Origin of the sequence: Sphingobacterium bovisgrunnientis, assembly GCF_009829085.1 — a bacterium.
Taxonomy (GTDB): Bacteria; Bacteroidota; Bacteroidia; order Sphingobacteriales; family Sphingobacteriaceae; genus Sphingobacterium; species Sphingobacterium bovisgrunnientis.
Genome location: NZ_WUQY01000031.1, coordinates 1 through 19,373 on the forward strand (window position 1 = coordinate 1; position 19,373 = coordinate 19,373).

Below are 19,373 nucleotides of genomic sequence, written 5' to 3' on the forward strand. Positions count from 1 at the left end.
AATACATCAACAAAAATATATTCAACAGGAATATCAACAATTTAAAAATTAGCATTATTTAAAATGCACAACGGGTTATTATTAACATAGTTTTAATCTATCATTAATGCATACTTATAATTGTAATGATAATTTTGACATCAGTTGGTAAAATCTATGTATTGGAAGATATATTTCTACTTAAAACGTAATGTAATACATATCTAAAAAGTGAAAATCACTTGTGTGCTAGCTATTTGATAGGTTTTGGTATAAATTAGAGAATAAAAAGACAATCTTTTATATGATTAATAATGTGATTACAACTTATAATTCTAATAGATATTAGTGTTTTTAAATATTTTTAAATAAAACGTCTATGCATTTGAAATTTTAGCTCTTTGTATATAAGTGACCTAAATTATGATAAAACGAAAAAAAAGCTTGAAAGAAGTTTTTGAAATTAATGAAAATCATATATTGACAAATCTTGAGAAAGAGAGTCTTTATAGAAATATTATTAAACATGGAAAACAGACTCAAATTAGAGCTCTTTTTTGGAAAATAAGTGGTATCGCTGCAATATTAGTCATTGGACTTTTATTGTTTACAAAAAATATTAAAGTTGATGGGGCGTTGGATATTAAAGAATATGCAAATTTAAGTCAAAAAATCATTAACAAATCTGATACTGTTAAGATAGTTTCTAACCATTTAAAAGGCGATATACTTTCACAGCTTAAAATAAACGAATCTACTATTCAAGTAGATTCATCTTTCACTACAGGTAAAAATAAATATGTAACCATATATGTACCTTATGGAAAGCGACTTGATTTTAATTTACCTGATGGATCAACTGTTTGGCTTAATTCAGGATCGTATTTAACATTTAATAACGAAATAAATGGTAAGGATAGAGAAGTATACCTAAATGGAGAAGGATTTTTCAATGTCAAACAAACTGGACATAGATTTATTGTGCATACAAAATCTAATGATATCGAAGTTTTAGGTACATCGTTTAATACCACTTCTTATGAGGATGAAAATTTATTTGCAGTTGAATTATTAACTGGTGAAGTGAAGTTGTCTAGTAATGAACATAAGTATAATTCTTTTAAGATGAATCCTGGCGAAAACATCTCAATTAATACATTAACAAATAAACTTTTTAAATCATCTAGAAAAGAAGATATTGAAATCTTGTGGACTAAAAAACAATTATCTCTTAAAAATACAGCTTTAGGAGATATTCTTAAAAAAATGGAACGTATATATAATGTTAATATATATGCTGAAAAGGAAATAATGGCTATGAATATCAACTATTCAGGAAGATTGAATGTTGATGTTGATGTGGTCACATCCTTAAATAGTATTTATGAATTAAACAACTATAATATAAATTTAAAAGAGAAGGAGGTCTATATAACAAAAAAATAAACCAATTATAACCAAAATAAGAAGAGGAGCTGGCACTCCTCTTCAATCATTTAATATTAAATCACTTACATAATTTAAAATTGCATCTAAAATATGAAATTAAGATACATCAGACAAAGTATTTTGTTTGAAGAGCATAAATTGTCTCGAATTAAATATATTATGAAGATATCAACAGTTTTAATAATTGGACTTTTAACGTCAATATCCACAATGGGATACACTCAACGTGTTAGTGTAAGACTCAAAAATGTTCCTTTAAAAACTCTATTGGAAGAATTGCAAAAGCAAACTGATGTTGCTTTATTATTCACAGAAAATCTTATTGCTAATAAGAAGGTCTCACTTGATATAAAAGATATTAAATTGACTGACTTATTAAATAAAGAACTTCCTAAACATTCATTAGACTATAAGACCTTTAATGGACAAATAACAATTATACCATTAAATGATAGAAAAAGTGAGAAAGTGAAAGTAGAGGTTGAGAGCAAGAGTATTCAGGAATCGATTACTGTAAAAGGTAGGGTTTTTAATACTAACGAACCTCCATTAGCTTTAGAAGGCGTAAATATTTCTATAAAAGGTGGGAATACAGTCGGTGTCACTGGTAGCGGTGGCTACTATACTGTTGTAGTTACAAAAGGTTCATATCTATCGTTTACTACAGTCGGTCATCATACAAAAGAAGTACTTGTCACAAAAGATGAAAACAATTTGACTGTTTCATTACAAGATGATGTTGCGGATGTAGAAGAAGTGGTAGTTGTGGGTATGACTGAAATGCAGAAAAAACATATTGCTAGTTCTGTCGCTAGCCTTAATGTCGCATCAAATATTGAAGGAAAGGCTATCACAAATTTATCTCAATCACTTCAAGGAGGTGTGACTGGATTGAATGTTCAACAGGGGTCTGGTCTCCCTGGTGGTGATGCTGCTACCATTAAGATTAGAGGTATTTCAACATTGAATAATGCTGATCCACTAATATTGGTTGACGGTGTTCCTATGGATATGAATCATATTGACCCTGTTACAGTGGAGAGTGTGACGATATTAAAGGATGCTGCTGCAGCTGCTATTTATGGTGCTAGAGCAGCTAATGGAGTAATCTTGGTAACCACAAAAAGAGGAAAGGCTGGACAAATCAATATATTATATGATGGGTATTATGGGCAACAAAATCCAACACAAATTCCTGAGTTTGTAGATGCCCCGACTTATATGCATATGTACAATTATGCAACGGTAGCATCAGGTGGTCAACCATTTTATACTGAAGAAGAAATTCAAAAAACATCTTCTGGTGAAGATCCTATTAACTTTCCAAATACTAATTGGGTAGATGAAATAATTGATAAATATTCTCCATTAACTTCACACTCTTTGTCTATTAGTGGAGGTAATGATGTGGCACGTTTTGCTGTAACAGGTAATTATATGTATCAAAAAGGTATGTTACCATTAAATCAAATGGATAGATTTAATATTCGAGCAAATACAACGGTGTCATTATCTAAAAAGTTCTTAGTAAATCTTGATGTATTAGGTATTAGAAGAAACACAATGTACCCTAACCGCTCTTTGAGTAATGGTGGTATTCGTATGTTGGATGATTTATACAGACTTCCACCGACTATATTACCAAAATATCCTCAAGAAGAAGGTTGGCCAACGATCTATGGACGATATGCCGATATTGTAAATCCAATTGCATATGCTGAAGTTGGAGGAACATTAGGATATCAATATGATCAAGCTACTATTAACTTGCAGCCAAAATGGAGTATTTCTAATAACTTGAATTTGAGAGGACAGTTTAGTTATCGTCTAAATAGTGATGTATATAAACAAAAAAGAGATAATTTCTATTTCTTTGATTATTACACTAAACAGCTAGTTCAAACTTGGGCAGTACAGAGAGATGCATATTCTGAAACTAGAGATACTTATTTGTTTATGAGTACTATGTTAGATTATAATAAATCATTATATAAACATAATATCTATGCAATGGGAGGTTTCTCAATGGAGAAATTTAACAATGGTTATTGGAATATGTCAGCTCTAGCTTCTGCATATGCTAAAGTAAATTATTCATTTGATGATCGATATTTGGCAGAGTTATCATTCCGCGCGGATGGTTCTTCTAAATTTGGTCCTGGTCAAAAATGGGGATATTTTCCTTCAATGGCATTAGGTTGGAACGTTCACAATGAGAATTTTTTTAATGTAGATGCTATTTCGAATTTAAAAGTTAGAGCATCCTATGGTTTATTGGGTAATGAAAATATAGGCTTATATAGATATCAAAACCTTATCAATACTACTAATGGTACTGAAAACGTATGGGGAAATCCAGATATCACCTGGGAAAAAGTTCACATCTTAGATTTAGGTCTTGATCTATCTATTTTGAATAATAAATTAGGATTAACATTTGACTACTACGATAAACGTACTAAAGATGTTATTTTACAACCTACTGTAGCTCCATCTGGTTCATTAGGATCGGCTCCACTTAATTCTGGTGAAGTATATAACAAAGGTTTTGAACTTTCATTAAACTATAATCAAGATATTAGTAAAGACTTTTCATTCTCATTCCGTCCAGGATTTACGTATAACAAAAATGAAATTACTAATCTTTTCGGAGGTCCATATTTAAGTGGTATTGAGATTAATGAAGTTGGTCATAGTATCAAGAGTTACTATGGATACGTATCGAATGGAATATTACAATATTCAGACTTCGAAGAGAATAAAATAAATGCAAAAGTACCAATTGTCGCAGGACAAGGCCCTGGTGATATCAAATATGTTGACTTAAATGACGATGGCATCATTGATGAGAATGATCAACAAGTAATTGGAGACCCAACACCTCGTATTAATTACTTTGCTAATTTTAGTTTCAACTACAAAAGACTTGATTTAGAGTTCTTATTACAAGGTACTGGTAAGCATGATTATTCTGCAAATCTAGGAGGTAAATCAAGTGGATATTTATGGCATCCAATAAATATGAGTGCATCCGGCGGTGTACCAACTACCTATAGAGCGTCAAACTCATGGAGAGACAATAATCAAGATGCAATATATCCTAGAATCTTAGCCAATCCAGCTACAAATGTATTGAGGAGTGATTTTTGGTTATTCAATGCGCAATACATGCGTGTTAAGTTCATACAGCTAGGCTATAGATTAAACAATGACTTCCTAAATAAGTATGGAATAAAAAATTCTAGAATTTATTTAAATGCACAAAACCCATTACTATTTACTGGTATCAAGCAAGCAGATCCAGAGTCTCAGGGTGGTTCTTGGACTTATGGTATTATGAGAACATTTACAATGGGGGTTACAGCTAATTTTTAATGACTAGGTTATGAAAACAAAATATAGATTCAAAAAAACTATACTAGGCGCAATTTTAGCCTTAAGCATAATGCAGGTGTCCTGCGATAATTTTTTAACCATTGATAGTCCTAATGGTGTGTCTGATGAACAATGGTGGAATACTGAAACTGATGCATATAATGCAATAGCTCAAGTCTATGCAGGTATTCCAGGAGGGTCATCTGGTCGTAATATTATGTATTATAGTGGTTTGACAGATGAAGCTGTTCATAGAGGTGATTTCAAAGGAGCTTATGATGATTTCACAAGAGGCTTAGCAACAAGTAGATGGGGGGTCGCTCAATCATTGTGGGCAGATGATTATACCTGTATCAGAAGAGCAAATAGGTTCTTAGAGAATGTGGATAAAGTCTTCATGGATGCATCTCTAAAAGAGAGAATGATTCTAGAAGCTCGTGCTCTACGAGCATATTATCACATGGAATTGATGATGGTTTTTGGGGATATTCCGCTATTGACAAAATCACTTAAAGTAGAAGAAAATAAACAGCCTCGTACATCTATTGATGAAGTTTATTCATTTATTGTAGACGAATTAAAGGTCTGTGCTGAATTATTGCCAAGTACATATACAAATGCTGACAGACATCGTGTTACTAGTGGCACATGTTGGGCTCTACTTGCACGTTTAGGAATGTTTAAAAAGGATTATGAGCTGGCTAAATTAGCTTCTAAAAAAATCATAGATTCTAAAGTCTACAAATTATGGAAAAATAATACAAATAAAGCTAATAGTTTTAGTGAGTTGTTTGGATACACAGGTGAATTAAATGATGAGAGAATCTTTTTTAAAGAAAACGGATGTAGTAATGCATGGACCTCATTTGCTCCATATGGAATCGGTGGTGAGACATACCTATCTCCAACAAATACAGTTGTTGATAATTTTGAAACGAAACAAGGTAAAACAATCTATGAATTAGGTGCTGATTCTGTTGCTATATACAAGAAGAATCCAAATTATCAAAATAATAGGGATCCTAGACTTTCTGCTTCGGTATTCGTGCCAAATGAAAATTTTCAAGGTAAGTATATTCTTGATCCTTTTTATAACCCTGCAGATAAAATTGGTTTAACTAAGTCTACTGCTACTGGATTTTGGATTAAGAAATATATAGACCCTAGAGATCAACAAGGTAAAACAGGTACATTAGATTTTATGATTATTAGATATGCTGAAATGCTTTTAACATATGCAGAAGCTATGATAGAACTTAATCAATGGAATGATGCATCTGTATTGGCAGCTATTAATGATGTGCGAGATAGAGCTGCAATGCCAGTTGTGAATACTGATGTTTATAATTCTCAATCTAAGATGAGAGAATTAATTCGTAGAGAAAGACAAGCCGAATTAGCTTTTGAAGGGGGGAGATATCATGATATACGTAGATGGGGAATCGATGAAGAAGTTATGAATGGACAAGTATATGGAGCGATTAACCCTACTACTGGTGAAATAACTCGTGTACAAACTCGTAAGTATAGCCGCGATAGAGAATATCTATGGCCAATTCCAGAAGTTGAGTTAATTCCAAATGAAAACATGGTTCAAAATCCAAACTATTAATCACATGAAAAAGATAATTATATTATTAGTAGCTTTTGCCATAGGATTTAATCTAAATTCATGTCAAAAATCATATGATCCAGGAGACTGGAGTGAACTTCCAGAGTACCCAACATTAGATGATGAGTATAAAGGGCCTGCAAAAACTTTGAAGGTCATGTCGATAAATATGAATCTAGCGAGTACAGCAGCGAATTTTCCTAAAATGGTTGAAGTTATAAAAGCTTATAATCCTGATTTATTATTTTTAAGACAATGTGATAGCAAAACAACAAGAGCTAATTCAATTGATAGACCCCAAGTAATAGCTGATGAGTTAGATATGAATGTATATATGAAGGGACGTAGTTATCAAAATGGATTATTTGGCAATGCTGTTTTATCAAAGTTTCCTATAAAAGAAACATTTGGATTAGATTTAACTAAGGGAACAGGAGGTGAACAGCGTATGTTAGCCATGATAAAAATCGAAATTGAAGAAGGAGTAGAGATTTATTTTGCGGGTACAGAACTAGAAACTATTGCAGATGATCGTAGACCTCAAATTATAGATATCTTACGAGAAATTCAAGAAATAACCGACCCATTAATACTTGTGGGTAATTTCAATGAACAGCAAGTATCTCCAGGTGATGCTTTGAATTATCTAGCTGGTGATTTCTTGTTTGCTTGTCCTACTACAGGATGTGCTTTCAACTCACCTAAAGCTACTTTGACTCAAACCACAGATTACATCACATTCAAAGATCCTGCAGGAAAAATTATTATCTCGAAAAATCAAGAACCATTTAAAGTTCCCGAATCACCAAATAATTTTTTCCCTTCAGTAGCTGAACTTAAAATTAAATTACCTCAATAATAAATTCTAATGATAAAAAGTATTATAACAAATTTAAGTGCTATTACTTTACTTCTGATTACTTGTTGTAGTAGTTCAAGTGATAGTCCAGCTCCAGTTAAAAGTAATAAGTTGACGTTATTGACATATAATATACATCATGGAGCTCCTTCTAATCCTGATGTTATTAATTTATCAAATATTGCAGCAGTGATTAAAAAGAGCGGTGCTGAAATTATTGCACTTCAAGAGGTTGATGTCAATACTGAGAGATCCAATAATATTGACCAAGTTAAGGCATTGGCAGAATTACTTGGTATGGAATATTATTTTTCGAAGTCAATAGATTATAGAAATGGGGAGTATGGTAATGCTATTCTAAGTAAATATCCAATGAGTAATAAACGTAGGTTCGATCTACCTATGCCAGTTGCTGGTGAGAAAAGAAGCGTTGCTTTTGCTACTATTGAACTTCCAGATGGAAAAACTATTGAATTTGGATCTACACATTTTGATTTGGCTGCAAGTAGAGTAGAGCAAGCTAAATTTTTAAATGAATACAGTAAACAATTAAACAAACCATTATTTATTGGTGGTGATTATAACGCAACACCTGAATCACCAGAAATGATCGAATTAAAGAAAGAATTTAATTTTTCTTGCAAAGGACCATGTCCATTTACAATTCCTGTAAACAGTCCTAATAAGGCAATTGACTTTGTTGTTTATAATAAAGCTGCTCAAAAAGATTTTACACTTTTATCAGGAGTTGCTATGAATGGACAATATGCATCAGATCATTTACCTGTTATAGCAGTATTTCAATACTAAATTTGTTGATACAATTTTTAAAAAGGAGCAGAATTGCTCCTTTTTTTGTGAAAATCAATCAATAAAATATATTATATTTGAAGTGAAGTGCCTATAAAAGACATTAATTGATAACCAGTTTGTATATATAATAACCTACTAAGTCTTTTAAGTTTTTTTAAATTACTAAGAAATGACCTGGACAGAATTTTTACAAGGAGATGCAAAGGCTTTTGAAATCGTATACAATGAGTATATTGATGACCTTTACACTTTTGGTGTTAAATTTCATTCAGACAAAGAGGTCGTTTTAGATTGTATTCATGATTTATTTGTTAGTTTATACAACAATCCAAGGATAGCTCAACAAGTTGAAGTGAGGTTTTATTTGTTTTCTTCACTTCGAAGACGATTATTAAAAATTAAAAAGGAATTTTCAAAGTTTTCTGATGAAGATATTCAAGATAATTTAGTTCAGATTGCAAGCCCTGAATTCGAGTGGATAGAGCAGGAGTCTCAAGAAATAAATACTCAAAGACTAAAAAAATACTTAGAAAAACTTCCTAAGAGGCAATGTGAAGTCTTGTTTCTAAAATATTATATGGATTTTAGTTATGAAGAAATTTCATCAATGATGAATGTTAGTGTCGAATCATGCCGTACTTTATCTTATCGCGCAATTAGACAGTTGAAAGTAAATTTTTCTTCATTAGAAGTATCAACTCTATTATTAATCTGTATTAGAGAGTTTTAAGAAGGAGTTTTATTAATCCTCGAAACTCTACTCTTTTTTTATTATTGCTAACTTATACATTTCTACATAATCACATTGTCTTAATTACTTTAATAATACAAGATTGGCTATAGTAATACAGCTTAAGATGTTATATTTGTGATAGACTATACATTTTATGAAATATTTATTTTTACTAATCACGCTAGTTGGTTTTGCTTCATGTGCTAATTCATCCTCTGAAGAAAAACCATTAGAACAATTGGACAAGAAATCAGCTAGAGAGGTAACTTTAAAAACTGTAACACAAGGTAATACTGTGCTGCATATCACGACACAACACATTTGGTATAACGGGGAGCAAGTGGCTTCCAAATCGGATACGATCAAAACCGAAGTTGCACCAAAAACATGGGGTGCCGTGGATTCAGCAAGCACGTTGAGTAAAGTTCCAATTTTTGTAACAGTACAATAATGAGAAAAAATACAACTAGAAATATTCAATTGGTATTAATAACGTCGGTATTGGCTTCGTGTGCACAACCAAACGCAAATCAAGCGAATTCGGATAAGCAACGTGTTTTTATGCGTGCGGATTCTACGGCGCAATATACGGAGGTCACTAACAACTATAATCAAGGCAATGGTGGTGGTATGGGAATGGGCTCATCGTTGCTGTGGTTTATGGCGTTCCGTCACATGGGCGGTATGTTGGGCTACGCGAATAATAGCCTACATCCGCAATCTGTGGCAGGAACAAATGCGGCAAAAGCTGCTGCTGTGAATGCGCAACGTGGTGGCTTTGGTAAAAGTGCCGTTTCATCTACACCTAGATCTTCTGCTGGTTCATAATGCAAATTAAGAAATTACGTATTGATCCAAATTGGGAATCACGATTGGAATCAATAGGCTATGGTTACCACACTTTAGGTGGCGTGCCCTATTGGGTAGATGATTATTACTACGAGATTCGTGCGAAGGATGCTGACCTTATTTACAAGGCAACTACTGAGTTGTGGGATATGTGTTTGCAAGCTGTGGAATATATTATTCATAATAAGTTGTACAGCAAATTTCATATTCCTGCATACATGATTCATCATGTTGAGCGCAGTTGGGAGAATGATGAACCGTCGATTTATGGGCGATTTGACTTTGCATTTGATACCGCGCATAATGAGATCAAAATGTTAGAATTCAATGCGGATACGCCAACATCTTTATTCGAAACAGGTATTGTGCAATGGTATTGGAAGAATCATTATTTCCCTGAATTGACCGATCAGTTTAACAGTATTCACGAGCAACTTATTGCGAGTTGGAAAGATCTTCAACCACATCTTAAGGGGGAAATATTGCTTTTTTCTTGTGCAAAGGAAACATTAGAAGATTTGACGAATGTCGAATATCTGCGTGATACAGCCATTCAAGCAGGTATTCAGACCAAACTTATATACATCGATGATATAGGTTGGGATGGACGTGCATTTGTAGATTTAGAAGGCGATGAGATAACATCTATATTCAAATTATATCCTTGGGAATGGATGGTGCGCGAGGATTTTGGGTATAACATCGCCAATGATATTAATGAAGCGCAATGGATCGAGCCTTCGTGGAAGATGTTGCTGTCTAATAAGGCTATACTTCCGGTATTGTGGGAATTGTTTCCTAATCATCCGTATTTGTTGGCTTCATATTTTGAAAAACCTTCGTATCTGAAACATTATGTGCGCAAACCTATTCTTTCACGTGAAGGGGCAAATGTAGAGATGTTCTACGATAATCAAATGATATATGATACAGAAGGCGAGTATGGGGAAGAGGGATTCATTTATCAAGAGCTAGCAACCTTGCACCGTGAAGAAACGGGCTTTTCTATTATAGGAAGTTGGGTTATCGGTCAAGAATCTTGCGGTATCTCATTCCGCGAATCGGATATGCCTATTACTACAGACAAAAGCCGATTTATTCCGCATATTATCAAGCATTAACTGCTGTCAAAAGAAATTCAGAGCCCGAACTTATGCTCTGAATTTCTTTATAAATTCTCTCGGCGTGCAGTTATTATGTATTCTAAACTGTTTCGTAAAATAACTGAGTGAGGTAAATCCTGATGCAAATGCTACAGATGAAATATTATAATCTGGATGCAACAAAAGATTGCGGGCTAAAGCCATTCGTTCGTGTAAAATAAACTCCCCAGGTGTACGTCTACAATAGGTCTCGAAAAACCGAAATAATGTGCGCTTACTACAATTTCCTATTTCTGTCAATGCATCTATAGCAATAGGCTCCGAAAGATTTTCCTTAATGTATTGCTTGACTTTATAGAGTTGGTCATTGACTTGCAGAAAATTCATTTCGTCAATATATTCGTACTGCGCATTGATGATGCGTACCAAAAAGGATTTTAACAGCAAATCATTCAATGTATGATTTTGTTTGGGTACTTTGGTAAGTTGTAACAATTCATTGAAGGCTCTCGCCAAATCTGAGTTGTTATTAAAATGAAAATGTGTGTAGTTCAAATTCCATTCCTTGTCAGGGTATAATAGCTTGAGTGACTCGAGTTGCTGGTTTAGTTTGTCGCTTGGAATTAATATCGTAGCACATTGGACAGGATTGTGCATGTCTGCTTCAGGAAAGTCAGCAAATATGGTCTGTCCTTCTGGCAAAATTAAGGTTGTTCCTGCTTCAAAAGTGAAGTCTTCCAGCTGCGCTGAATTGACAATCTTTTGTCCACGTATCATAGATGAAATGGAAAGCCCATCGTATTGTATTTGCACCTTTGTTGAAGACTGAAATGTCTCAAAAATATTGATTTCAAAATCACCACACTGAAATTGCATTCGGTTTTCAAAACCCTGCCTTAAATGTTTTGGGGTGAGTATGGATAATAAATCAATATAATGTTTCATTTCAATAGGTTAGTGTGTCACGATTGTTATAGAAATTGACGCTGTAGTTATATTATGAAGAGTCCTAATTTCTGAACTTTAATGTACAATATAATCAAATATAAACAAATCATATTATGAGTAATATAACACTAGCACAAGCGCGTCAAATCATTGATGCCGCTATCAAAAAATCAGAATATTTGGGTGTAAAAATGAATATTGCTATCGTAGATAGCGGAACGAATTTAGTGGCTTTTAACAAAATGGATGATGCTTGGTTAGGTTCAATAGATATTTCGCAAAAAAAGGCAAGAACAGCACGTTATTTCAATATGGATACGGGCGTGATTGGTTCCTTATCACAACCAGGTGGCTCTCTTTATAATATTGAGCATTCCAACGGCGGATTGATTACGTTTCCAGGAGGGGTATTAATCAAAAATGCTGCTGGGGAAATAATCGGTGCTATCGGTGTGAGTGGAAGCACAGTAGAAGATGATCATGCTGTAGCTGCTGCCGGTGCTGAAGCAATTTTATAATTAAAATATTTTTTCACACGACTATGCAACCTTATGTGTGCTGATTACGTCTTATAAACAAACAGCACACATATGAAATTGCTCAGATTATATTTTTTAGGTTTTTTACTTTCAATAGAAGGTATATCTTGCATAACTCAATTAACGGAAGAAGATATTGCTATATTTTTTACGGATAATTTCGTAGCTATATGTGCGGATTTGATGACCAATGAATTGGTGCAGCAAAGTATCTTAATCCTTCAAGCCTAACTCAGCAAATAACTTTTCGTACTCATCAAACCTATGCTCACGTATCGGACGTATATAGGGTTCAGTTCTAAAATAGAGAAGCAATGCCGGTTGAATTTGTTTGTACTTGTCTACATATTCATATTTCACCAACTCACCATTCTGAATACGCTGTTTTATTTTGTTGTGATACGGATACATGATTTTTATGTTTTTAATTTAAGAATTTGTTCTGCACAATAATTCCCCATGCTAAAGCAAGCTTGCAACAGGTAGCCCCCTGTAGGCGCTTCCCAATCCAACATCTCACCAATACAGTATACATTCGGGTATTTCGCAAGGGCTAATTCTTGATTTAATTCATCAAAGTGCACACCTCCTGCAGTAGAGATCACTTCGTCTATCGGTCTATAACTTTCTACTTGAATGGGATATGCTTTGATTGCATTCGCCAAAAGATTTGGATTGGTATAGGTTTCTTTATTTAACCTCTTGAGTAAAGTTAGGATTGCCTTATTAAATTTGAGTTTGTTCTTCAAAACTTCACTCGTCTTAGGTGAAGTTTTGAAGAATTGTGTAATTGATTCTTCTGAATAATTCGGTTTTAAATCAATATGTATGGTCAGTGGAAAGGAGTGAGGGCGTGTAAATCTATTCATGTAATAAATAGGACTTCCTTCTATTCCGTAATTTGTAAATACGATTTCTCCTTTTTTGCGTATATCTCCAAATCGAACTTCTATATTTTTAAGGACTTGTCCTTCAAGTTCTGCATAGTCTGCTGAGGTATTATATCCCGAGTTTGCTGCAGCTAATGGATTTATTACTATTCCTTTTTTGGCTAAGACGGGAATCCATTTGGCATCAGAGCCTGTTTTCGACCATGAGCCACCACCCAGTGCAAGAATTAGTCTTGAAAACGCCTTCTCCACGTGAGTTCCATTATTGTCCAAAATAACTTTGCTATCTACAAAATCCAAAAACTTATGCGCGTAATGAATTTGCACGCCTAACTGTTGCAATCTGTCCAACCAAGCTTGCAGCACTTGAATTGGTTTTATTGACTTTATTGGAAATATTTTGCCCGAACTACCGACATAGGTTTCAATACCTAATTCTCTCAACCATACTACTGTTTGTTCATTATCGAAGGATGTAATGATAGGTCGCAATTCTTGCTTATCATACTTGCATACAAATTCGGCTATTGGTTCGCTGTGAGTTAAGTTAAATCCCCCATGCCCTGCAACTAGGAATTTACGTGCGGCAGCTTTATTTTGCTCATAAATATGCACTTCTTTTCCTGCTTCAGCAAGTCGCTGAGCAGCCATTAATCCCGCAGGACCTGCGCCAATAATTATAATAAGAGCTTTTTGCATTGCAGACAAAAATACAATTTTAGAATTGTGATAAAATGAAATAATGAATATTCTTATGCTTGATAAACGTTATCTCGTTTATTCCACTAAAACTCCGTTTCTTTGCATCATGAACTATTTTGATGAGCAGATTGCTCTTTTGGAAACAGAAAAACAGGTTGATTTTACATTACATGAAAATTTGTTGTTGCGCAGTTGTTTGCAAGAACGCAGAGTACAAGGTGTAAGTTGGTTTCCAATTGTTTTATCAGGTAGTGAAATAGGTAGAGGTGACTACCTTACGATTACCATCCAAAGAACTAATTTTTTAGAAGAAGGACATAAATTCCGTTTTGGGATGCCCGTAGCTTTATTCTCCAATCATGATCCTTCGGAAGATCGTCTCGAGGGCATTATCAATTATGTGAGTAGAGATACGATGCGCATATCTGTTCGGGTGGATGAATTACCCGATTGGACGCGTCGTGGTAAATTGGGTGTGGATCTATTGTTTGATGAGCATTCGTACCGCGAGATGTTTGATGCCCTCAAGGAGGCAAAGCAGCAATTGATGGATGTTAAATATTCCAATCTCGTACAGCTATTGGTGCAGGGAAAAGATGGTTTTGATGTTACCATTGCGGATCACTTTTATAGTAACCAAGATTTGAATGAAAGTCAAAATGCGGCAATCAATCAGATGTTGAGTCAGAAGCCTTTGGTACTCCTTCATGGCCCTCCGGGGACAGGAAAGACCACGACGTTGATTGCGGGCATTCATGCTTTATTGAAAGCTGAAAAAAAGCAAATTTTGGTTGTAGCTCCTAGTAATACGGCAGTTGATTTGTTGAGTGAGAGATTAGTTGAAAAAGGAATAAATGTGCTGCGTATGGGTAATCCAGTTCGTGTTTCCGAACATTTGCAAAAGCTGACACTTGACGCTAAAATGGATAGCCATGCTGCGAATAAAGAACGCAAAAATCTAGAGAAGCAAGCACGTGCTTATACCGATATGGCGCATAAGTACAAACGTAGTTTTGGTAAATCAGAGCGCGAACAACGGAAAGCTCTTTTTGATGAGGCGCGTAAAATTCGTAGAGAAATTGATAAAATACAAGATTACATAATCGATGATGTATTGGATAATGTCGAAGTCATAACAGCTACATTGGTAGGTTCAAATCATCCAAATATCCGAGCTAGACAATACGAAACTGTAATAATCGATGAGGCTGCTCAATCTCTTGAAGCTGCATGTTGGATTCCGATTTTGAAAGCCAATAGACTTATCATGGCGGGTGACCATTGTCAACTTCCTCCAACTGTAAAGTCTTCCACAAAGTCGCACGAGGGGTTGTATAATACCTTATTCGAAAAACTTGTGACACGTTTTCCTTCTGCTGTTTCATTATTGGATGTACAGTACAGGATGAATGCTCAAATCATGCATTATACTTCGCAGGTGTTGTACGAAGGAAAATTGAGGGCTGCTCCGACAGTGGAAAATTGGAGTTTGCATAATGATTCTAAGCCATTTGTATTTATTGATACGGCTGGTGCAGGGTATGAGGAGTTAATAGAAGAAAATGCGATTTCAAATAAAGATGAAGCATTATTTCTTTTACGGCATTTGAAGGAATACATTGCTACACTTTCTAAAGAATACAGTACAGAAGACTTTCCTAAAATTGGCATTATCGCACCGTATCGACAACAGTCACATATTTTGAAGGAGCTAATCTATGCCGATGACTATCTTCAATCTTTTCATTCTTTTTTACAAATCCATACGATTGATAGTTTTCAAGGGCAAGAGAAGGATATTATTTACATCAGTTTAACAAGAAGCAATTCGAACCAACAAATCGGTTTCTTGTCGGATATTCGACGAATGAATGTTGCAATGACGCGAGCAAAAAAGAAACTGATTCTCATAGGTGATAGTGGTACTGTGGGGCAACATGATTTCTACAAGGGCATGCTGGATTATGTGACGTCATTGGATCAGTACCACAGCGTGTGGGAGTGGGCTGAATAACATTACGCGACAATCTTAAGAATTCACTTGTTAGTCTTCATGATTATCAACTTTGTTTGGATTGGGGGGAAGAGGGCTTTTGTCGTTTTCAGGACGTTTGCTTGTATCGCTTTCTACCTTGGTGTTTTCTTCTTTATTCTTAGCAAAGTTTTCGTTCTTATACGGATCTTTTTCTGACGAATTTTTGCTGTGCTCTGTATTATTCTTTTTCATAGTCTAATGTAATGGAATATGAAAAGAACATTTGTTTCCGAAAATAGTTTATTTCGGAATATGATTCGTGGATATTAATTACTATAAATGACTCTATTTCACTATTTGCGCCAAAATACAAATGTCTAATCCTATAGTGATTAGACATTTGTGGGAAACTTTTCAATAAATTTAGACTAAGATTTTTTCAATTTTAAATTGAATGATCCCTCAGAAATTTGTTTTATAGTATTGTCTGAATTATTTTTTGCTTTGAACTCGAATGTACCTGTTACGTGTGTATCTGTCACCTCAGCTACAGTAACTTTGCCCACTTCGTTACCTCCTGTATAGGGTGCTTGCCAAATTTTTACTTGCGACTTCATCGGGTTGCTTAGGTTTACAGTCGTTTCCGTATAGCTCCCAGAAACTGCAATATTGTTTGAGCCGCCAATAGAATAAACCCCTTTGCCTTCAAAACCATTAATCACAAAGACAAAAGCTTTGCTGTTTGTTCCTGCGGAATTCCCTTGAAGTGTTAATGTTCCTACGCGTGTTACCAAGTTAGCTGCGCCAGTTATTGATTTCGTTGTAACCCAATTGCCATCTACTTTGGCTTTGACAACGCCTTCACCTGCACTTGAATTTCCGCCTTCTGCATCATCTTTTTTACAAGCTGTAAAAGCGAAAAAAGTAGCTACTAAAGCATAGGTCATAAATTGTAATGTTGTTCTCATATTTGTTAGTTTTTGATTTTTTATAAATACCTTTGGTTTATATCAATTAATAATTGCTATACAAATTTGAGATAAGTTTCTTTATGGTTAAATACGCAGTTTGTCGTATTTTTACTAAAAAACAAAAAATCCTCCCATACATTTAAGATAGAAGGATTAAGTTTTAGTGAATTTAAAAATCTAACTACCAGCTATTGGAGAGCCAAATATTCCTACAGCCATCTCAGCCCATATAAGAAAACCAAGAATTAGTACAACTGCCAAAAATACTAATCTTTGATTCTTTGTTGAAGCTAATTTAAATACCAATTCTATACTTAAGCCAACTATTGCAAGGAGTATACCCGCAATTATAAAATCAGACCCTGTCCAGTTTACCTCGCTCGAAAACTGCATGCCAATTAATGGCAATAATAATATAAATCCGATCACCGAAAGGATTATTGTTCTTCTTTTGTTCAAGATCATATGTATAATGTTTTGTGTTTATTTTTAAATGAAAGTACTTTGATATACAAAGTAAGTAATAAATTATTAATTTCAAAAACTTTAGAAAATATTTAACATTTAGCGGCTTAGGGCATAGAATATATAATAGAGTAATTTATATTTGTAGTTTAGTTTTTAAAAATAAAGCGTTCAATCGCTAACAAAACATTTAGATAATGCAATTAGTCTACAAAGGAAAAACAAAAGATGTGTATAGCTTGTATAATGACCAAGTGTTGTTAAAATTCAAAGATGATGTAACAGGTGAGAATGGTGTATTTGATCCAGGTGCTAACACAGTTGGATTAACCATCGAAGGTGCAGGTAAGTCTGGCTTGAAAATGACAAAATACTTCTATGAGAAACTAAATTCATTAGGAATTCCTACACATTTTATATCTGCTGATATCGACGCCGTTGAGATGGTAGTTAAGCGTGCAAATGTATTTGGCAAGGGCTTGGAAGTTATTTGTCGCTACAGGGCTGTAGGTAGTTTCTTGAGAAGATATGGGGCTTATTGCGAATCGGGTCAACCTCTTGATCGTTTTGTAGAGGTGACAATCAAAGATGACGAAAGAGGAGACCCTACTATTTCAGCAGATGCCTTGGAAATGTTGGGTATTTTAACACAAGAGGAATATCAAACTTTAAAAGGTTTGACACAACAAATTTGTGATATTATCAAATCTGAATTAGCTGCTAAAGAATTAGAATTATACGATATCAAATTAGAATTTGGTCGTGATGCTGTAACAAATGAAATTATCTTAATTGATGAAATCTCTGGCGGAAATATGCGTGTTTACAAAAATGGTACTTACATCGAACCATTAGCTTTAGAAAAAGACTTTTTGGGAGTTTAGAAAGTTAAAATCACTATATACAACAATAGCTTCTAAATTTTAGAAGCTATTGTTGTATATAAGTTTATGTTTTCTAAATAATCTGAAACGATTTGTCCCAATTTCCCAGAAATCTTACTTAGAATATTTTCCCAATCTTTGACTGTGCCATCACAATTGTCCGATACAATCTTTATCATGTATAGAGGCAACTGATGTTGGTAACAAAAGTCTGCTAAAGCATAGGCTTCCATATCGAAAGCTTCTGCGTTTAAATCTTTTATATCTTGGTAAAACGCTGTAGTCGTATTAATAAATCGATCGGAAGTGAGTAAGGCTTTGCTATAATCAAAATCCTCTAAACCTACCGATTCAATTTTTCCATTACCAATTAAGAATTTAGTGTTTTCTAAAAAGAAACCTTCCGTATAGGCATCGCCTTGCGCAAAATAGGTTGGATATATTACGTGCTCAATTGGATACTTGACCGAACCCACCGTACCTACATTTATTAAAATTGGCTTAATCTCCAATTCTTTCATTCTTAGATACAATTTGGACAAAGAAATTACTGCATTAACTTTTCCAACACCAATTTCATAAATAGCAATCGAATCATCTATTATATCGAAATCCAGTTCGTTTTTATTAGCTACTAAAATGACAGTTTTAATATTCTTATTAAGTGTCATTTATGCCTCTTTGATATAGGGGTATTCGAATTCTAACTCTCCAGAGTTAATCAAGTTTAAATAGTTTTGACAAGCTTTTAACGTATTTTCGAAGTCCATAAAAGTGTAATTTCCACAGCTAATTGGATTTTGGAAAGGAACTTCGTATCCTTCCTCCAAAATAATTTCCAAAACTTCTTTCATCAACGTTTGAATGTCTTGAGGAGTTCTGCTTGTTCCTGCTAATACTACATAAAAGCCTGTGCAACATCCCATAGGACCTACATAGATAACTTCGTCACCTAAAATTGTACGAATTTCTGTTGCAAAACAATGCTCCAATGTATGCATTACTTCTGGAGAAAGCATTCTTTCAGGAGAATTCGGACGAATCATACGAATGTCGTATGTTGTATAAGCGTTTACATTCGATTCATTTGTTTTTGAAGCTTTGGCATATATACCTTGTTTTAGTATAGTGTGATCTACAATAAAACTATTTACTACAGCTTTTTCTTTTGTATACATCTTCTTTTGGATAATGTTATAATCAATTATTAGGTTGATTGATAACGTA

Annotated in this window: 21 protein-coding genes; 13 read left to right on the forward strand and 8 right to left on the reverse strand. The window is 34.1% G+C overall.

Annotated elements, in window-relative coordinates; all coding sequences use genetic code 11:
- The first annotated feature begins 402 nt into the window (after window positions 1-402).
- The 9 genes from GOQ16_RS13600 to GOQ16_RS13640 all read left to right on the forward strand — a co-directional run bounded on the left by GOQ16_RS13600 (window position 403) and on the right by GOQ16_RS13640 (window position 10,790).
- A complete protein-coding gene (locus GOQ16_RS13600) occupies window positions 403-1,425 on the forward strand; it encodes a FecR family protein (RefSeq protein WP_160069782.1) in 1,023 nt (340 codons plus the stop codon).
- Between the two features lie 213 nt (window positions 1,426-1,638).
- The gene (locus GOQ16_RS13605; protein ID WP_240141048.1) at window positions 1,639-4,803 is read left to right on the forward strand and encodes a SusC/RagA family TonB-linked outer membrane protein; all 3,165 of its coding nucleotides are present in this window, start codon (window positions 1,639-1,641) and stop codon (window positions 4,801-4,803) included.
- A 10-nt stretch (window positions 4,804-4,813) separates the two neighbouring features.
- A complete protein-coding gene (locus GOQ16_RS13610) occupies window positions 4,814-6,415 on the forward strand; it encodes a RagB/SusD family nutrient uptake outer membrane protein (RefSeq protein WP_160069784.1) in 1,602 nt (533 codons plus the stop codon).
- A gap of 4 nt (window positions 6,416-6,419) precedes the next feature.
- Complete coding sequence (locus GOQ16_RS13615) at window positions 6,420-7,274, forward strand: endonuclease/exonuclease/phosphatase family protein (RefSeq protein ID WP_160069785.1); 855 nt, start codon at window positions 6,420-6,422, stop codon at window positions 7,272-7,274.
- Window positions 7,275-7,283: 9 nt separating this feature from the next.
- A complete protein-coding gene (locus GOQ16_RS13620; protein ID WP_160069786.1) occupies window positions 7,284-8,084 on the forward strand; it encodes an endonuclease/exonuclease/phosphatase family protein in 801 nt (266 codons plus the stop codon).
- A gap of 172 nt (window positions 8,085-8,256) precedes the next feature.
- Window positions 8,257-8,817, forward strand: coding sequence for an RNA polymerase sigma factor (locus GOQ16_RS13625; RefSeq protein ID WP_160069787.1), 561 nt, complete (start codon window positions 8,257-8,259; stop codon window positions 8,815-8,817).
- Window positions 8,818-8,974: 157 nt separating this feature from the next.
- Window positions 8,975-9,271: a hypothetical protein gene (locus GOQ16_RS13630; RefSeq protein WP_160069788.1), complete on the forward strand. Its 297-nt coding sequence runs from the start codon at window positions 8,975-8,977 to the stop codon at window positions 9,269-9,271.
- Window positions 9,271-9,648: a hypothetical protein gene (locus tag GOQ16_RS13635; protein ID WP_160069789.1), complete on the forward strand. Its 378-nt coding sequence runs from the start codon at window positions 9,271-9,273 to the stop codon at window positions 9,646-9,648. The genes GOQ16_RS13630 and GOQ16_RS13635 overlap by 1 nt, the downstream gene beginning before the upstream one ends.
- Window positions 9,648-10,790, forward strand: a complete 1,143-nt coding sequence (locus GOQ16_RS13640) for a glutathionylspermidine synthase family protein (protein WP_160069790.1) — start codon at window positions 9,648-9,650, stop codon at window positions 10,788-10,790. The genes GOQ16_RS13635 and GOQ16_RS13640 overlap by 1 nt, the downstream gene beginning before the upstream one ends.
- Window positions 10,791-10,820: 30 nt before the next feature.
- On the opposite strand, the gene GOQ16_RS13645 is transcribed toward GOQ16_RS13640, so the two are convergent.
- Window positions 10,821-11,717: a helix-turn-helix domain-containing protein gene (locus GOQ16_RS13645; RefSeq protein ID WP_160069791.1), complete on the reverse strand. Its 897-nt coding sequence runs from the start codon at window positions 11,715-11,717 to the stop codon at window positions 10,821-10,823.
- Between the two features lie 116 nt (window positions 11,718-11,833).
- On the opposite strand from GOQ16_RS13645, the gene GOQ16_RS13650 reads away from it, so the two are divergent.
- Both GOQ16_RS13650 and GOQ16_RS13655 read left to right on the forward strand, forming a co-directional pair.
- Complete coding sequence (locus GOQ16_RS13650) at window positions 11,834-12,238, forward strand: GlcG/HbpS family heme-binding protein (RefSeq protein WP_160069792.1); 405 nt, start codon at window positions 11,834-11,836, stop codon at window positions 12,236-12,238.
- Window positions 12,239-12,310: 72 nt separating this feature from the next.
- Complete coding sequence (locus GOQ16_RS13655; RefSeq protein ID WP_160069793.1) at window positions 12,311-12,490, forward strand: hypothetical protein; 180 nt, start codon at window positions 12,311-12,313, stop codon at window positions 12,488-12,490.
- Here the strand turns inward: GOQ16_RS13655 and GOQ16_RS13660 are convergent.
- Both GOQ16_RS13660 and GOQ16_RS13665 read right to left on the reverse strand, forming a co-directional pair.
- Complete coding sequence (locus GOQ16_RS13660) at window positions 12,473-12,670, reverse strand: hypothetical protein (RefSeq protein ID WP_160069794.1); 198 nt, start codon at window positions 12,668-12,670, stop codon at window positions 12,473-12,475. The two genes, GOQ16_RS13655 and GOQ16_RS13660, sit on opposite strands and share 18 nt — an antisense overlap.
- A gap of 5 nt (window positions 12,671-12,675) precedes the next feature.
- Window positions 12,676-13,848, reverse strand: a complete 1,173-nt coding sequence (locus GOQ16_RS13665) for a BaiN/RdsA family NAD(P)/FAD-dependent oxidoreductase (protein ID WP_160069795.1) — start codon at window positions 13,846-13,848, stop codon at window positions 12,676-12,678.
- Between the two features lie 109 nt (window positions 13,849-13,957).
- Here GOQ16_RS13665 and GOQ16_RS13670 point away from each other — a divergent pair, with 109 nt between their 5' ends.
- A complete protein-coding gene (locus GOQ16_RS13670; protein ID WP_160069796.1) occupies window positions 13,958-15,865 on the forward strand; it encodes an AAA domain-containing protein in 1,908 nt (635 codons plus the stop codon).
- 30 nt (window positions 15,866-15,895) lie between these two features.
- On the opposite strand, the gene GOQ16_RS13675 is transcribed toward GOQ16_RS13670, so the two are convergent.
- The 3 genes from GOQ16_RS13675 to GOQ16_RS13685 all read right to left on the reverse strand — a co-directional run bounded on the left by GOQ16_RS13675 (window position 15,896) and on the right by GOQ16_RS13685 (window position 17,262).
- On the reverse strand, window positions 15,896-16,078 hold the full coding sequence (locus GOQ16_RS13675; protein WP_160069797.1) for a hypothetical protein: 183 nt from the start codon (window positions 16,076-16,078) through the stop codon (window positions 15,896-15,898).
- Window positions 16,079-16,254: 176 nt separating this feature from the next.
- Window positions 16,255-16,794 carry a DUF6252 domain-containing protein gene (locus tag GOQ16_RS13680; protein ID WP_160069798.1) on the reverse strand — a complete coding sequence of 180 codons (540 nt, stop codon included), beginning with the start codon at window positions 16,792-16,794 and terminating at the stop codon, window positions 16,255-16,257.
- A gap of 180 nt (window positions 16,795-16,974) precedes the next feature.
- On the reverse strand, window positions 16,975-17,262 hold the full coding sequence (locus tag GOQ16_RS13685; RefSeq protein ID WP_160069799.1) for a hypothetical protein: 288 nt from the start codon (window positions 17,260-17,262) through the stop codon (window positions 16,975-16,977).
- A 197-nt stretch (window positions 17,263-17,459) separates the two neighbouring features.
- On the opposite strand from GOQ16_RS13685, the gene GOQ16_RS13690 reads away from it, so the two are divergent.
- On the forward strand, window positions 17,460-18,146 hold the full coding sequence (locus GOQ16_RS13690) for a phosphoribosylaminoimidazolesuccinocarboxamide synthase (RefSeq protein ID WP_160069800.1): 687 nt from the start codon (window positions 17,460-17,462) through the stop codon (window positions 18,144-18,146).
- 32 nt (window positions 18,147-18,178) lie between these two features.
- Here GOQ16_RS13690 and GOQ16_RS13695 read toward each other — a convergent pair whose 3' ends face one another.
- Together GOQ16_RS13695 and GOQ16_RS13700 are read right to left on the reverse strand one after the other, a co-directional pair.
- Entirely contained in the window at window positions 18,179-18,817 is a 639-nt protein-coding gene (locus GOQ16_RS13695) for a 5'-methylthioadenosine/S-adenosylhomocysteine nucleosidase family protein (protein WP_160069801.1), read from the reverse strand.
- Window positions 18,818-19,324, reverse strand: coding sequence for an S-ribosylhomocysteine lyase (locus tag GOQ16_RS13700; RefSeq protein WP_160069802.1), 507 nt, complete (start codon window positions 19,322-19,324; stop codon window positions 18,818-18,820). It lies immediately after the preceding gene.
- Between the last annotated feature and the right edge of the window lie 49 nt (window positions 19,325-19,373).

Excerpts from the sequence above, each read along its gene's own strand:
- GOQ16_RS13635 (WP_160069789.1), top strand. The coding sequence starts at position 9,271 with ATGAGAAAAAATACAACTAGAAATATTCAATTGGTATTAATAACGTCG.
- GOQ16_RS13650 (WP_160069792.1), top strand. The coding sequence starts at position 11,834 with ATGAGTAATATAACACTAGCACAAGCGCGTCAAATCATTGATGCCGCT.
- GOQ16_RS13625 (WP_160069787.1), top strand. The coding sequence starts at position 8,257 with ATGACCTGGACAGAATTTTTACAAGGAGATGCAAAGGCTTTTGAAATC.
- GOQ16_RS13640 (WP_160069790.1), top strand. The coding sequence starts at position 9,648 with ATGCAAATTAAGAAATTACGTATTGATCCAAATTGGGAATCACGATTG.
- GOQ16_RS13670 (WP_160069796.1), top strand. The coding sequence starts at position 13,958 with ATGAACTATTTTGATGAGCAGATTGCTCTTTTGGAAACAGAAAAACAG.
- GOQ16_RS13610 (WP_160069784.1), top strand. The coding sequence starts at position 4,814 with ATGAAAACAAAATATAGATTCAAAAAAACTATACTAGGCGCAATTTTA.
- GOQ16_RS13700 (WP_160069802.1), bottom strand. The coding sequence starts at position 19,324 with ATGTATACAAAAGAAAAAGCTGTAGTAAATAGTTTTATTGTAGATCAC.
- GOQ16_RS13695 (WP_160069801.1), bottom strand. The coding sequence starts at position 18,817 with ATGACACTTAATAAGAATATTAAAACTGTCATTTTAGTAGCTAATAAA.
- GOQ16_RS13615 (WP_160069785.1), top strand. The coding sequence starts at position 6,420 with ATGAAAAAGATAATTATATTATTAGTAGCTTTTGCCATAGGATTTAAT.
- GOQ16_RS13600 (WP_160069782.1), top strand. The coding sequence starts at position 403 with ATGATAAAACGAAAAAAAAGCTTGAAAGAAGTTTTTGAAATTAATGAA.
- GOQ16_RS13690 (WP_160069800.1), top strand. The coding sequence starts at position 17,460 with ATGCAATTAGTCTACAAAGGAAAAACAAAAGATGTGTATAGCTTGTAT.
- GOQ16_RS13680 (WP_160069798.1), bottom strand. The coding sequence starts at position 16,794 with ATGAGAACAACATTACAATTTATGACCTATGCTTTAGTAGCTACTTTT.
- GOQ16_RS13685 (WP_160069799.1), bottom strand. The coding sequence starts at position 17,262 with ATGATCTTGAACAAAAGAAGAACAATAATCCTTTCGGTGATCGGATTT.
- GOQ16_RS13665 (WP_160069795.1), bottom strand. The coding sequence starts at position 13,848 with ATGCAAAAAGCTCTTATTATAATTATTGGCGCAGGTCCTGCGGGATTA.
- GOQ16_RS13655 (WP_160069793.1), top strand. The coding sequence starts at position 12,311 with ATGAAATTGCTCAGATTATATTTTTTAGGTTTTTTACTTTCAATAGAA.
- GOQ16_RS13675 (WP_160069797.1), bottom strand. The coding sequence starts at position 16,078 with ATGAAAAAGAATAATACAGAGCACAGCAAAAATTCGTCAGAAAAAGAT.
- GOQ16_RS13620 (WP_160069786.1), top strand. The coding sequence starts at position 7,284 with ATGATAAAAAGTATTATAACAAATTTAAGTGCTATTACTTTACTTCTG.
- GOQ16_RS13660 (WP_160069794.1), bottom strand. The coding sequence starts at position 12,670 with ATGTATCCGTATCACAACAAAATAAAACAGCGTATTCAGAATGGTGAG.
- GOQ16_RS13630 (WP_160069788.1), top strand. The coding sequence starts at position 8,975 with ATGAAATATTTATTTTTACTAATCACGCTAGTTGGTTTTGCTTCATGT.
- GOQ16_RS13645 (WP_160069791.1), bottom strand. The coding sequence starts at position 11,717 with ATGAAACATTATATTGATTTATTATCCATACTCACCCCAAAACATTTA.
- GOQ16_RS13605 (WP_240141048.1), top strand. The coding sequence starts at position 1,639 with ATGGGATACACTCAACGTGTTAGTGTAAGACTCAAAAATGTTCCTTTA.